Source organism: Saccharopolyspora hattusasensis, from assembly GCF_050972075.1.
Lineage (GTDB): Bacteria > Actinomycetota > Actinomycetes > Mycobacteriales > Pseudonocardiaceae > Saccharopolyspora > Saccharopolyspora hattusasensis.
In genome coordinates this window covers 8389531-8402657 of the sequence record NZ_JBPCDC010000001.1, presented here as the reverse complement: position 1 = coordinate 8402657, position 13127 = coordinate 8389531, and the positions used below count along the sequence as shown (strand labels likewise).

The following is a 13127-nucleotide window of genomic DNA, read 5'->3' as shown; positions in this document are numbered from 1 at the left end:
TTTCGTTGACAGCACTGCTCCAACTCGGTGATCAACTCGCAGCGTCTGATCTTGGTTGACACAAACCGGACCTCGGCAGGCGGCGACCGGTGTAACGTGCCCCCGGACATAAGGTCTCGATAATGGATCAAAAATCTTCGCTGGAGGGTTAATGACGCCGTCTGCCCCGGCTTTCACGCTGGAAGTAGTTGCCGACGGAAACACAATCCTGGGGGAACGTCTCACTCGCTCGTTGCGCACCGAACTGAATGCGATCGATGGCGTCGAAGTGGAGTTCGCGGACTCGACGACCACCGCTGCTGCTGGAGCCAAAGGTGGAGTCGCAGCGGATCTGGCCCTGTGGGTGTTTCTCGGTACGAGAGCCGCGGCCCCGGTAGTCATCGAAGGCATCAGGGCCTGGTCCGAACGGCAGCGGAACCGGAAGGTCCTGCTCGGCCGGGGCGATAAGACGGTCGAGGTCCACGGAAACCTTGACGCCGCACAGGAACGCATCATCGAGAAATTCTTCGAGGGCGGCGACTCGTGACAGTTCTCGGCAAGCGGGCGCTGCTGATCGGCACGGCCCAGTATTCGGATAACCGCTTCAAGCCCTTGGCCTGCACCAGAGCGGACACGGCGCAATTCAGGCAGGTCCTGGAGCATCCCGCGATCGGCGCCTTCGACAGCGTCGACGTCCTTGATAGCCCGTCCGCCCACGAAATGCGCGTCGCTATCGGCGATTTCCTTGAAAAGCTGGGATCCGGTGATCTCGCGCTGCTCTACATCAGCGGGCACGGTATCCGGTTGGCCCGCACCACGGGGGAGTTCTTCTTCATCGCGTCAGATACCGATGGCGACGCGATCGAGCACACCGGGGTCAGCGCTACTTTCGTCAACGAGCAGCTGGAGCTGTGTCTTTCACCGCAGAAGGTGGCTATCTTCGACTGCTGCTACAGCGGCGGCTTCAGCCTGGGGTTCCGCACCCATGACGCCAAATCCATGTCGAACTCTTCTGCGCTTCTAAGTAGCCGTGGCGTGTTCGTGATGTCGTCGTCTGGAGCTGACGAGAAATCGTGGGGCGACGGCGATGCCCATCCCGATCCTCGCCCCTCAGCATTCACCAGTGAACTCGTCGAAGCGCTACGGACCGGCCGAGGCGACACCGGCAACGACGGGCTGGTGTCCGCCGAGGAGCTCTTCCACTACGTGAACGAGCGCGTCCGCAGGCTCGAACTGGACGAGCCTCAGATACCCGCCTACTCGGCGGATAAGGTCAACGGCCAGATCCACCTCGCCCGCAGCTACGCCGGACCGCCTTTGACCCCGCCGATGGTGCGGCGAGCACCGGAGCCGGCTGGGCCTCGTACGACGAAGTCTGACGCTGACGGGAGCCCGGTGTCCTGGCAGCTGCTGCTCGACTACTACCGCGAGTGCGTCACGGCGTCAGCGTCTGACATGTCGCTGATGAACGTGGATGAGGCCGATGAGACCTACGTGTGCCTGCCCGGCACGGAACGCTTGTTGTCCGGCGATCTGGACGAGACCGGATCGATCCCGCTTCCTGACGACGCGACCAAACTCGCCGAACAAGCGGACCGGGAGGAAGCGGCGCTCTGGTACGGCTACCCGGCCGTCCTCTTGCGGAAAGCGCCGAACGGCGAGACTTACCGACGACCGCGGTTCGCTCCGCTGCTAATTCGCCCCGTCGAAATCACCACTGGCGACGACGGCCCCCGGATCAGACCGTACGGGACGCCGATCCCGCATCCCGCACTGGCCGAGCATGTTCTGGGAGCCGAACAGGCGGCTGTACTCCGCGACACGTTCATGCCCCAATGGCATGCCGGGATGCACAGTCAGATGGTCCAGCAGATCAGGCACGACTTGCGGGAGGACTTCAAACTGATCGACGCCCAGCCTCTGCAGCCGGGAGACCTGGCCACGAGCATCGACGTCGACACGCCTGCGCAAGGAGCGCGCAACGCTGCGATTCTCTTCCTAGCCCCGCAGAAGAACCAGAGCAGCAACGGTCTGCTGAAGGACCTCGATCGCATCTCCCGCAACGTGGGTGCGATCCGGGGCACTGCGCTCGGAGCTCTCCTCGAGGAAAGCGGCGTTCATCAGGAACCCGAGGATGGTTTCCAGCTGGTCGCTCCGCTCCTGCTGAACGAGGGGCAAGAGTCGGTGATCAAGGCCGCGATGACACGTCGGCTGACCGTTGCGACAGGCCCACCAGGAACGGGCAAGAGTCAGCTCGTCGGCAACCTGGTGACGACCGCGGTCTCCAACGGCCAGAGCGTGTTGGTCGCCTCCACCAACAATCGTGCGGTCAACGAGGTCTGGGAACGGTGCGAACGGCTCGTGCCCGGATGCCTGGTGCGAACCGGGGCTAGAAGTGGGACGACTAATTATCGCGAGACTGAAAGGGAATCTCTCCGGCTCCTGGCGACGAGTCCCGGTCCGGCCACCAACATCGGCACCGCACGCGCCGACCTCTGGCAGGCCCGCGAGGACTTCGATCGCGTAGTGACCAGGATGGCCGACAAGGCCCGCCGAGAAACGGAACTGCTCCAGATCGGCGAGGATCGCGAATGGGCGGCGCGGGAACTGGGCCGCACACCGGAGGAGCTTCGTACTCATTTCGGCGACACCATCGATCTCGGGGGGCTTGCCAAGCGTGCCAGCAGGTTGAGCGATGCTCGTTTCCTCGCCGGCTGGCGGCGACGCCGGTTCCTCCGGAAAGTTCGATGGGAAGCAGCGGACGGTCACAAGCGAGCGTGCGAGCTAATCGGCGCTTGGGCGGATGTCGAGCGCCGCTGGAGGACCGCACGGGCTGCCATGGCGAAGGCACCTCGCGATGACGAGCTGAAGCACGCGTTGGACGAGCACTACGAGAAGTTCCGGGTGCACTCGAAACGGCTTCTTGAGACTTCTGTGCTCACCACGGCGAAGGCGGGCAAGCGCGTCATCCAGTCGCTGGTCCAAAACAGCGCAGGCCAGAGGGACTGGGCCGAGGTCGAGTCCGCGCTCAAGCACGTGCGTGGCTGGGCGGTCACCAATCTGAGTGTCCGGCGTTTCCCCACTACAGCAGCACTTTTCGATCTGGTCGTGGTAGATGAGGCGAGCCAGTGCTCCATTCCGCAAGTGCTTCCCGTGCTGTTCCGAGCCAAACGAGCCTTGATCATCGGTGACCCCATGCAGCTGGAACCCGTGATCACCCTAAAACCCGTGCAGGAAGCGAGCATTCGGCGCGGCCTTGGCGTAAGCGCCAGTTGGTTGGAGGAGCACCGCTGCACCTTCCACCGCCACTCGGCGTTCCACGCGTTCGACCGTGCGGCCCGCGGCAGTGCCCTGCTCGATGAACATTTCCGGTGCCATCCGGCCATCGCTGCGGTGGCGAACGACCGGTTCTACGGTGGTGAGCTGACCGTCCTCACGGATACGAGGAAGCAGCGGCGGATGGACCGCGATCCGATTCTGTGGCTGGACACATCGGGCACGACTCGCCGGCGTGGTGGTTCCTGGACGAACAAAGCCGAAATCGACCTCGTCAACCGGTCGGTGCAGCACCTGCTGGAAAAACTGCCACCGGAGGGTACCGTGGGTGTCGTAAGCCCGTTCCGGGCACAGGCCGAGGCGATCGAGCAGCAATGGCGAGGAAACGACCGGATCCAGGTCGGCACGGTACACACGTTCCAGGGATCAGAACGGGACGCGATCGTTTTCTCGCTGGTCGCGGGGCCCGACACACCGAAGCGCAGCAGGGTCTGGTTGAACGGCCAGCTGAACCTGTGGAACGTCGCCATCACCCGTGCGCGGGCACACCTGCTAGTGGTGGGCGACCGCGAGTTCTGGCGTCGGCAGGGCGGAGTCGGTGCGGCGCTGGTCGAGGCGGCGGAACGGCAGGCAGACCAACAACCCGATGGCGACGACAGCACCGAGATGGCCGTGGACCCGCTTCTCCTGCGACTGCACAAACGGCTCGGCCTCGGCACCAGCACAGATTCAGACGTTAGACTCAGCACCACCGTGGACGGGTACCTGGCGGACGCACTACTTCGCGATAACTCCGCACTGACCGCTGTGCTGATCGACCGAGGCCCCGGCTCCAACCAGGTTCTTCCCGCACGGCACTTGCGGCTGCAGTTCGAGCGGCTCGGGCTGCTCTCGGGAGAAGACGGTGCTCGCCGGTGTGTTCGTGTCCCGGCCTGGCAGCTCTACTGCGACCAGACGAGCCTCCTGGAGCATCACAAGACCCCGACGGCCTGACGGGACGTTGGGCGAGACGCATTGCCTTCCGCGCAGAAACCATTTCCCAAACCGGAGGATCCCGGGTTGTACTCAGCCGAAATCAACCGAAACCAGCGGGCCTGCCTGCTGCTGCTCATCGACCAGTCGTATTCGATGTCCGAGCCGTGGGCAGGCACCGGGAAGTCCAAAGCCGATCAGCTGGCTCTCTCGGTGAACAATATCCTGGGCAACGCTGTTCTGCTGTGCAGCAAGGGCGACGACCGGATCTTCGACTACTTCGAGGTCGGCGTTATCGGATACGGTTCGGACGTCAGTCCCGTACTGCACGGCAGTGACCACGGAAACCCGCTTCTACCCATCGGCGAGGTGGCACGAAACCCCAAGCGGACCGACCAGCTCATGCAGAAGATTCCCGACGGCGTGGGTGGTTTCTTTGAGACCACGACGGTCAACCCTGTCTGGGTCGACCCGCTGTACAACGGACAGACGCCCATGGTCGCGGCGTTCAGAACGGCCGCCGAGATCACCGACTCCTGGTGCCTCCGGAACCCCCGCAGCTTCCCTCCCATCGTCATAAACATCACCGACGGCGTGAGTTCCGATGGCGATCCGACCGAGGTGGCCCAGCAGATCCGCGAAACCGGCACCGAGGACGGCAACGTGTTGCTGTTCAACCTGCACCTGTCCGGCATGCCGAATCCATCCGTGGTCCTGCCGAACGACACGGCCGGACTCCCCGACGTCTACGCGAAAACGCTGTTCAACATCTCCAGCGAGCTGCCGCCAACGATGCTGGAGGCCACGGCTGTCGCCGGCTACGAGGTCAAGGCCGGTGCACGGGGCTTCGTCTACAACGCCGAAGCCCACATGGTGGTCGAGTTCCTCGACATCGGAACCCGGGCCGTGACCCCGACCGGGCTCAAGGAGCTCACCGACGGTCGCGAGTCGTAGGTTGCGGGCAGGCATGGGCCTGCGGCTCCACGCTTCGGCGCAGACCGTGCCGAAGCGTGGCCGGATCGCAGCGGAGAACGAAGACAGCGTGTCGTGCGATATGGGAAGTGGCCGTTTCGCGGTGGCCGACGGCGCGTCGACCTCGGCACGCCCTGAGGTGTGGAGCGAAATCCTCGTCAACGCCTTCACCCACGAAGGCGTTGATCCGCTGGCGCCAGACATTCTGGACCGGCTGCGCCGGTCATGGTGGCAGCGGGTTGCCCGGCCCGGCCTGCCGTGGTGGGCGCGGGAAAAGCTGCCGCAGGGTGGGGCGGCCGCCTTCGTCGGGCTCACCACCCGCGGTTCTGATTACCAGGTGCGTGCGGTCGGGGACTCCTGCTTCTTCCACCTACGTGGGCCGGAGATGCTGCTGGCGGGACCGCTCGACAGAGCGGACCTGTTCTCGCGTTTCCCCACCCTCGTCAGCACTCGTCCCGGTGCGTCGGCGACCGCCGACGCCATCTGGGACGGAGGCGGCAGTTACGAAGCCGGCGATCTTTTCGTACTCGCTACCGACGCGTTGGCGAAACACCTCCTCCAGGCGTACGAGACGACCGGATGTCTCCTCCCGGTTTCCGATCACCTCGGAAGCCCAGCTGCCTTCGCCGATTTCGTGACCCGCTCCCGGGAGAGCGGCATGGACAACGACGATACGACTGTGTGCGTGGTGCAGACTTGAAATTGCCGACGCCGGTTGACTACCGGGCTGCCGTCCAGATCCCGCAACGAGCGTTCAAGGACGACGTCCTTCGACGCGGCAAGCCGGTTCGTAACGCTCTCGGCCTACCGAAGGTGGCGTCCGGCGGGTTCGCGCTAACATTCAAGGTCGAGGTCGGCTCGGAGTGCTTCGCGGTGCGCTGCTTCCACAAGGAAGGCAGCCACCTTCAGCGACGTTACGCGGAGATAGCCGACTTCATCGGGGGAAACGAACAGCTCGACTTCCTGGTCGACGTCGACTACATCCCCACCGGAATCCAGGTGCGCGACCGGGACCTCCCGATCGTTCGAATGCGCTGGGTGGACGGCGACCCGCTGAGCGACTGGATCGATGACTATTTCGACGAACCCGATGCGCTCGGCGTCGCCCGGCGACGCATCCGCGAAGCGGTCACCGCGCTGCGCAGAGCGGGCGTGGCACACGGCGACCTCCAGCATGGCAACATCCTGGTGGGATCTGACCACCAAGTGCGGTTCGTCGATTACGACGGGATGTTCTTGCCAGCGCTTCGCGAACTCGGCGCATCTGAGCGCGGCCATCGCAACTACCAACACCCAGATCGGGCGGACCACTACGACGAGTCCATCGATCTGTTCGCGACTTTCGTGATCGATCTGTCGCTTGAGGCCCTCCAGTACGAGCCGGGCCTTTGGGACAAGTTCCACACTGGTGAGAATCTGCTCTTCAGCGCAGCTGATTTCGTCAGGCCAGAGGAGTCCGAGGTCTTCGCCGGCCTCGCCGAGATCGGCCCACTCGCGGACCGGTTGCAGCGGCTCAGGGAAGCCTGCACGGTCGATTTCGCCGCAGTGCCGGAAACCTTGCGAGGAAGGGGAAACGCACGCGGAAATGGCCGGACGCCGTGCAGCCACTACAACCTTCCGCGGCCGGTTCCGGCTGCCGAGCGCGAGACGCTGCTCGCATGCCAGGGCGACGAAGTCACCACATTCGGGCAAGTTACCGATACGCGCGTATGGCAGACCGCGTACGGCAAGATGGCCTTCATAAACCTCGGTGACTGGCGACGAGGAGACTTCGCGATCATCGCCTTCGATCGCACCTGCGTGGAACTCTGCCAGGAGTACGACGCGGATCTGACCGGACTGAGGGGGCGGTGGGTGTCGATCACTGGTTTGGTCACCGCGTATCGGGGCAAGCGTCCATATTGGACCCCTCAGATCGAACTGAGCCGGCTGCGGGCACTTCGCATGCTGAATGCGCAACAGGTCAAGGAGTTCGAAGAGGCCGCCGACGGCGACCTCCCCGATGAACCCGAGCAGGTGTGCGAGCCTCCCAAAGCACAACGCTCGTGGAGAGATATTTCCGAACCGCCACAGACGCGGTCGGCACCAGCCTCGACTTCTGCCGTGCCGCTGCACGGCAGGCCGGCCGTATCCGCTAGCGGCGCGGCCGACCTGCAGCAGCGTCTCGGCAAGCTGTATTCCTCCCCTGGGTTCGCCGCACAGGTCTCTCCGCGTGGGGAGAAAGACCCAACAGGATCGGCAACTCGGTCGCCGGTTGGCGAGCTCTCCAACCGGCCACTCGAGCCGCCTTCGCCAACGCAATCTTCAACGGCTCGCCCCCCGTTGGTGCCAGGACCAGTTCCGCCGCAGCATCGGGTCTACCGGCTACCGCCTGAGCCGGTCTCACCACCGCCACCACCGAACCCGCCCCCACACCTCCAGTCAGGGTGGTCGGCGCCATCTTGGGACACCAGATGGCCGACGGAACCGACGCCGCAGAGCATTTGGCAGCAGTTGAAGCGCTGGTTCCGCCGGTAAACGAAGAGTCCCGTTCGATGGGGCCGATTTCGAGGAGCGCACGCCAGCCACGTCCCCGTGTCGTCGAAGGCGTCAGTGTGCCCGGCGCCGTGGCGCGCCCACGGCAGCCGCACCACGGCGGCCCATGTCCCCGGCAGCGCACCCGCGGCGCGGCGGCCTCGAGATGGACCTGGATGGTGTCCGCTACTAAACGACGCTCGCGGCCGGCGTCGTCGACGAAGTCTGCGACCAGTCCGTGCGCACCAGTGCCGCGCGTCGATGTCGGCGCTCCAGTGCCGCGCGTCGGCGCCGGCGAGCCGGCCATCCACGGCGTCGGCCTGATGCACGGCTACTTCCGCGATCCGGAGGCCACCGATCGCGCCTTCCGCGCAGGCTGGTTCCGCACCGGCGACCTGGCCCGGATGGACGACGACGGCCGCGTCTACTACTCGGGACGCACCAAGGACATGATCCGCCGCAGCGGCGAGAACATCGTCGCGTCCACTTCGGGCGTTTGTTCGGATTTGCCCACTGCCGTCCCGGCTCGGCCGCCCGGCGTACATTTGTTTGAGTGCGCGCCGGGCTGCCCACGCACGAACACGACAGAACGTTTCCGTCCTGGCCGGTCCGGGACCGCGGCACCGAGAAGGTTGATCGGGTGGTTGTCCCCACGGCTCGTCTGCAGCGCGCTGAGCGGCAGGGCCGCAGCAAGGCCAGAGGCCGATCGTTCGGCGCGGTCTGGCTGCGCATGCTCGCGGTCGTCGCCGCCGGGTTCGCGCTCTACGCCGGATCTCCCCCGCGCGACCTCTGGTGGATCGCGCCGATCGCGTTCGCGGTGTTCGTGGCGGTGCTGCGCGGCCGCAAGGCCCGCGCCGGGTTCGGCTACGGCCTGCTGTTCGGTTCGGCGTACCTGCTGCCACTGCTGGGCTGGCTGCAGGACTTCCTGGGGGCCGACTTCGGTCCGTGGCCGTGGCTGGGGGTGGCCGCCGTCCAAGCGCTGTTCGTCGCGCTCGGCGGGGCCGGGATGGCGCGCGTCAGCCGACTGCAGGGTGCCCCGGTGTGGATGGCGGCGGTGTTCGTCGCCGCCGAGGCGCTGCGCTCCGCCGTGCCCTTCGGCGGATTCCCGTGGGGCAGGCTGGCGTTTACCCAGGACACGGGCCTGTTCCTGCCGCTGGCGGCGCTCGGCGGCACCGCCCTGGTGTCATTCTCCGTCGCGGTGGTCGGCGGCGGCCTGGCCGAACTGGCCCGCCGCGCGCGCACCCCGCGCCGCTGGGCCGCCCCAATGGCCGCGGTCCTCGTGCCGCTGGTGGCCGGCCTGGCAATGCTGCCGTTCATCGGCACCGATCCCAACGCCGGCACCGCCCGGGTCGCGATCGTGCAGGGCAATGCGCCCAACCTGGGGCTGGGCCTGCTCTACGAGGACAACGTGCTGCACGCCAACCACATCGCCGCCGCGCAGCAGCTCGCCGACGACGTGAAAGCGGGCCGGGTACCGCAACCGGACTTCGTCGTGCTGCCCGAGCAGGTCGGCAGTTGGGGCCCCAGCCGGACCGACCCGGACCTGTCCGGCATCGCCGCCCAGCTCGGAGTCCCGCTGGTGGTCGGCGGTCTCGGCGAGGACGCCGACGGCCAGCTGCACAACCAGATCATCCGGTGGGATCCGGCATCGGGCGCGGGCGACCGCTACATCAAGCAACACCTGGTGCCCTTCGCCGAGACGATCCCGATGCGGCCGGTGGCTCGACTGGTCAGCCCGTTCGTGGACCGCTTCCGCCAGGACATGGTGCCCAGCGACGAGCCCGGCGTCCTCGACGTCGGAGCCGTCCACCTGGGCGTCGGGATCTGCTACGACGTCGCCTACGACGATGTGTTCACCGGCGCCGCCCAGCAGGGCGCAACGCTGCTCGCGGTGCCGACCAACAACGCCTGGTACGGCCACTCCGAGATGAGCTACCAGCAGCTGGCGATGTCGCGCCTGCGCGCCGTGGAGCACGGGCGGGCGGTCCTGGTGGCGGCCACCAGCGGGGTCAGCGCAGTCATCCAACCGGATGGCACCGTGACCCAGCAGACCGAGCTGTTCACCGCGCAGAACCTCGTCGCCGACGTGCCGCTGCGCTCGACGCAGACGCTCGCCACCGAGCTGGGAAGCGCTCCGATGTGGACACTGGTCGTGCTCGGCGTCGGCGCGGTGGTGCTGTCCTGGTGGCGGCCCCGGCGCGAAGCGGACGTCTGAACCCGAACAAACGAATGCACAGCCGGCCGATCGGACCGGCTAGGAGGACATGGATGGCGAACCGGCAATCCCCCGGAGCCGGTGCCGAATCGGCGCTGGTGGTGATCCCCACCTACAACGAGCGGGACAACCTGGAACCGATCGTGCGACGGCTGCTGACCGCGCTACCCATGGCGCACGTGCTGGTCGTCGACGACGGCAGCCCGGACGGCACCGGTGACCTCGCCGACGAGCTCGGCGTCGAGGACGAGCGGGTGCACGTGATGCACCGGACCGAGAAGGCCGGGCTCGGCGCCGCGTACGTGGCGGGTTTCGACTGGGCGCTGGCGCGGCACTACGACGCGGTCATCGAGATGGACGCCGACGGCTCGCACTCTCCCGAGGACCTGCCCCGGTTGATCGGCATGCTCGGCCCGGATGGCACCGGCGCCGACGTCGTGCTGGGGTCGCGCTACGTGCCCGGCGGGCGGACGGTGAACTGGCCCTGGTACCGGGAGCTGCTGTCCCGCGGCGCCAACGTGTACTCCAAGCTGGCGCTCGGCGTGTCGATCAACGACATCACGTCCGGTTACCGCGTGTACCGGCGGGAGGTCCTGGAGACACTGCAGTTGCACAACGTCGCTTCGCAGGGTTACTGCTTCCAGGTTGACCTGGCGTGGCGCGCGGTGGAGGCCGGGTTCGTGGTCGTCGAGGTGCCGATCACGTTCGTGGAACGCGAGATCGGCAGCTCGAAGATGGACGCCGAGGTCGTGCGCGAGGCCCTGGTCCGCGTGACGAAGTGGGGCCTGCGCCGCCGGGGCAACCAAGCGGCGAGCCTCCTCCTGCGCGGCTTGAAGCGCTGAACACGGCGAAGCGCCAGGGACTCAGCGTCCCAGGCGCTTCGTCGAATGCTCTTGCTCAGACGGACTGCCCGCGCCGCTCCCGCAGCAGGTCGAGGCGCTCGTTGAGCAACTCCTCGAGTTCCGGGATGGTGCGCCGCTCCAGCAGCATGTCCCAGTGGGTGCGCGGCGGCTTGGCCTTCTTCTGCTCCGGCTCGTTGCCGTCGATGATCTTCGACTCGGCGCCGTGCAGGCGACACTCCCAGGTCGGCGGCACTTCGGCGTCGTCGGAGAACGGCACCTCGAACTCGTGGCTCTTGGGGCAGGCGTAGCGCACCGTCCGGCGCGGTGCGAGGTCGTGGTTACGGTCGGTCTCGTAGCTCACGGCTCCGAGCCGGCTGCCACGCAGAACGCGGTCGGCCATGACGGTTCCTTTCACTTCGGCCCGGGACCGAGCCCGGGCGATTGTGCTCACCGTGTGCAACGACGGGGGACCCGCCGTATGTTCCCGGTGTGGTGGTTCTGGTTGCCGTCGGTGACGTTGTTCACCCATCAACGACAGCTTGTCTCCCTAGAGATGCAGCCGGTCTGCGTTCGTGACGCGTTATCCCACTCGCAATCTATAGGTGCGGTCGAACGGGTGATAGTGCCAGATGTTGAGTCACTATGGCCAAGCCAGGTCTCGGGAAAGTAGCGATAGTGGGACGTAGATCACGACACGATCGGGCGCGGTAGGACGAAAATCGGTAACTGAATGTAGCACCATTTGGTTCCCTCTTGTAACAACGCTGCGTACCGGCATATTCCGATCACACGGCCAACCTCGGCAGCGCCTGTCACCAGCATGGAGCAACGCGGCCGCCTTGGCGAGGCGGCCGCAGATCGTCACGCGCCGCGCACTCAGCGTCGCCGCAAACCGACTCAGAGGACCTTCGGCGCGGGGTTGCCGACCGCCTCGATCGCCCGCCGCACCGGCACCAGCGAGACCAGTACCAACCCGACCGCGAAGAACACCACCAACGAGATGATGGCCAGCCGGAACGACCCCGTCGCCTGCCCGACCCCGGCGAACACCAGCGGGCCCAGCCACGAGGTGGACCGCTCCCCCACCTCGTACAACGAGAAGTACTCGGCCTCCCGGCCGGGCGGCACCATCTGGCTGAACAGCGACCGCGACAGCGCGTTGGTGCCGCCGAGTACCAGACCGATGCCCACCGCCAGGCCGTAGAACTGCATGTCCTGCCCGGCCTGCACGAAGTACGCGGCGACGAGCACCACCAGCCAGGTGGCGAGGCTGATCAGGATCGTCTTCTTCGCGCCGATGCGCCGTGCCACCACCCCGTGCAGCATCCCGCCGACGAAGGCGATGAACTGCACGATCAGCAACGTGATGATCAACGAATCCTGCGGCAGCTTGAGCTCCAGGCTGCCGTACTGCGCCGAAACCTGGGTGACCGTGGAGATGCCGTCGGTGTAGATCCAGTACGCGCCGAGGAACGCCAGCGTCAGCGGGAAGTGCTTCGCCTCCCGGAACGTCGTGACCAGCTGCTTGAAGCCGGCGGTGACGGCGGACGCGCCACGCTCGGTCTTCTCCGGGTTCCGGTGCTGCCGCAGGGCCGCCAGCGGCAGCAGCGTGAACACCGCCCACCAGACGCCCGAGGACAAGAAGATCAGCCGCACCGCGGCTTCCGTGCTTAGGCCAACCGAGTCGTGCCCGAGGTAGATCACCAGGTGCATGGCCAGCGCGGCACCGCTGCCCAGGTAGCCGATGGCCCAGCCGCGGGTCGAGACGTCGTCCCGCTCGTCGACGTCGGCGATCTCCGGCAGGAACGAGTAGTAGACCACCACCGACGCGCCGAAGCAGATGTTGGCGATGATGAACAGCACCACGCCGAGCTGCCAGTTCTGCCCGCCGACCAGCGCCAGCAACGCCGTCATCGCAGCGCCGCCGAAGGCGAAGATCGCCAGCATCAGCCGCTTGCTCTGGGTGCGGTCCGCGATCGCGCCAGTGATCGGCAGCACCACCACCTGCACGACAGTGGCCACCGACAGCAGGTAGCCCCACAGCGAGCCGGCCGGGAACACCAGCCCGAACGCCGAGATGTCGCATTGCACCAGCGCGTTGTCCTGGGGACAAGCGTTCGGGCCGTTGCGCGCCACGTCGGCCTTGGCGGCCTCCGTCGCCACCGAGGTCAGGTAGAGCGAGAGGAAGACCGTTGTCACCGATGTCGGGAACACCGAGTTGGCCCAGTCGTACCAACACCAACCCCGCTGTTCCCGGCGCCGCCTCCGCGCGGCGTCGGGCGCCAGGTCGCTGTCCATCACGCTCATCCGTTCGGTCCTCCGGCCAAGATCACTCGATTGGGGGGTAACCGGACCTT

The 13127-nt window shown here is 66.3% G+C and carries 10 protein-coding genes and 1 pseudogene; 8 read left to right on the top strand and 3 right to left on the bottom strand.

Annotation, left to right across the window (positions count from 1 at the left end; translation table 11 throughout):
* Positions 1 to 151 precede the first annotated feature (151 nt).
* The 4 genes from ACRXBZ_RS39755 to ACRXBZ_RS39740 all read left to right on the top strand — a co-directional run bounded on the left by ACRXBZ_RS39755 (position 152) and on the right by ACRXBZ_RS39740 (position 5899).
* On the top strand, positions 152 to 526 hold the full coding sequence (locus ACRXBZ_RS39755) for a hypothetical protein (protein WP_433883467.1): 375 nt from the start codon (positions 152 to 154) through the stop codon (positions 524 to 526).
* Positions 523 to 4248: a caspase, EACC1-associated type gene (locus tag ACRXBZ_RS39750; protein ID WP_433883466.1), complete on the top strand. Its 3726-nt coding sequence runs from the start codon at positions 523 to 525 to the stop codon at positions 4246 to 4248. The genes ACRXBZ_RS39755 and ACRXBZ_RS39750 overlap by 4 nt, the downstream gene beginning before the upstream one ends.
* Before the next feature lie 66 nt (positions 4249 to 4314).
* A complete protein-coding gene (locus ACRXBZ_RS39745; RefSeq protein WP_433883465.1) occupies positions 4315 to 5181 on the top strand; it encodes a vWA domain-containing protein in 867 nt (288 codons plus the stop codon).
* 13 nt (positions 5182 to 5194) lie between these two features.
* Positions 5195 to 5899 carry a hypothetical protein gene (locus ACRXBZ_RS39740; protein ID WP_433883464.1) on the top strand — a complete coding sequence of 235 codons (705 nt, stop codon included), beginning with the start codon at positions 5195 to 5197 and terminating at the stop codon, positions 5897 to 5899.
* A gap of 134 nt (positions 5900 to 6033) precedes the next feature.
* On the opposite strand, the gene ACRXBZ_RS39735 is transcribed toward ACRXBZ_RS39740, so the two are convergent.
* Positions 6034 to 6375 (bottom strand): hypothetical protein, encoded by a 342-nt coding sequence (locus tag ACRXBZ_RS39735; RefSeq protein WP_433883463.1) that lies wholly within the window; start codon positions 6373 to 6375, stop codon positions 6034 to 6036.
* Between ACRXBZ_RS39735 and ACRXBZ_RS39730 the strand changes: the two genes are divergently transcribed.
* From ACRXBZ_RS39730 to ACRXBZ_RS39715, 4 genes and pseudogenes are all read left to right on the top strand, one after another.
* Positions 6352 to 7716: a hypothetical protein gene (locus ACRXBZ_RS39730; RefSeq protein WP_433883462.1), complete on the top strand. Its 1365-nt coding sequence runs from the start codon at positions 6352 to 6354 to the stop codon at positions 7714 to 7716. The two genes, ACRXBZ_RS39735 and ACRXBZ_RS39730, sit on opposite strands and share 24 nt — an antisense overlap.
* 257 nt (positions 7717 to 7973) lie before the next feature.
* A pseudogene (locus ACRXBZ_RS39725) lies at positions 7974 to 8195 on the top strand (acyl-CoA synthetase); the annotation flags it as partial.
* A 158-nt stretch (positions 8196 to 8353) separates the two neighbouring features.
* Positions 8354 to 9928, top strand: a complete 1575-nt coding sequence (gene lnt, locus ACRXBZ_RS39720) for an apolipoprotein N-acyltransferase (protein ID WP_433883461.1) — start codon at positions 8354 to 8356, stop codon at positions 9926 to 9928.
* Positions 9929 to 9981: 53 nt separating this feature from the next.
* A complete protein-coding gene (locus ACRXBZ_RS39715; protein WP_433883460.1) occupies positions 9982 to 10770 on the top strand; it encodes a polyprenol monophosphomannose synthase in 789 nt (262 codons plus the stop codon).
* A 55-nt stretch (positions 10771 to 10825) separates the two neighbouring features.
* Here the strand turns inward: ACRXBZ_RS39715 and ACRXBZ_RS39710 are convergent, their stop codons facing one another.
* Positions 10826 to 11170 carry an RNA polymerase-binding protein RbpA gene (locus tag ACRXBZ_RS39710; RefSeq protein WP_433883459.1) on the bottom strand — a complete coding sequence of 115 codons (345 nt, stop codon included), beginning with the start codon at positions 11168 to 11170 and terminating at the stop codon, positions 10826 to 10828.
* Positions 11171 to 11667: 497 nt separating this feature from the next.
* Complete coding sequence (locus ACRXBZ_RS39705; RefSeq protein ID WP_168588589.1) at positions 11668 to 13077, bottom strand: MFS transporter; 1410 nt, start codon at positions 13075 to 13077, stop codon at positions 11668 to 11670.
* Positions 13078 to 13127: the final 50 nt, after the last annotated feature.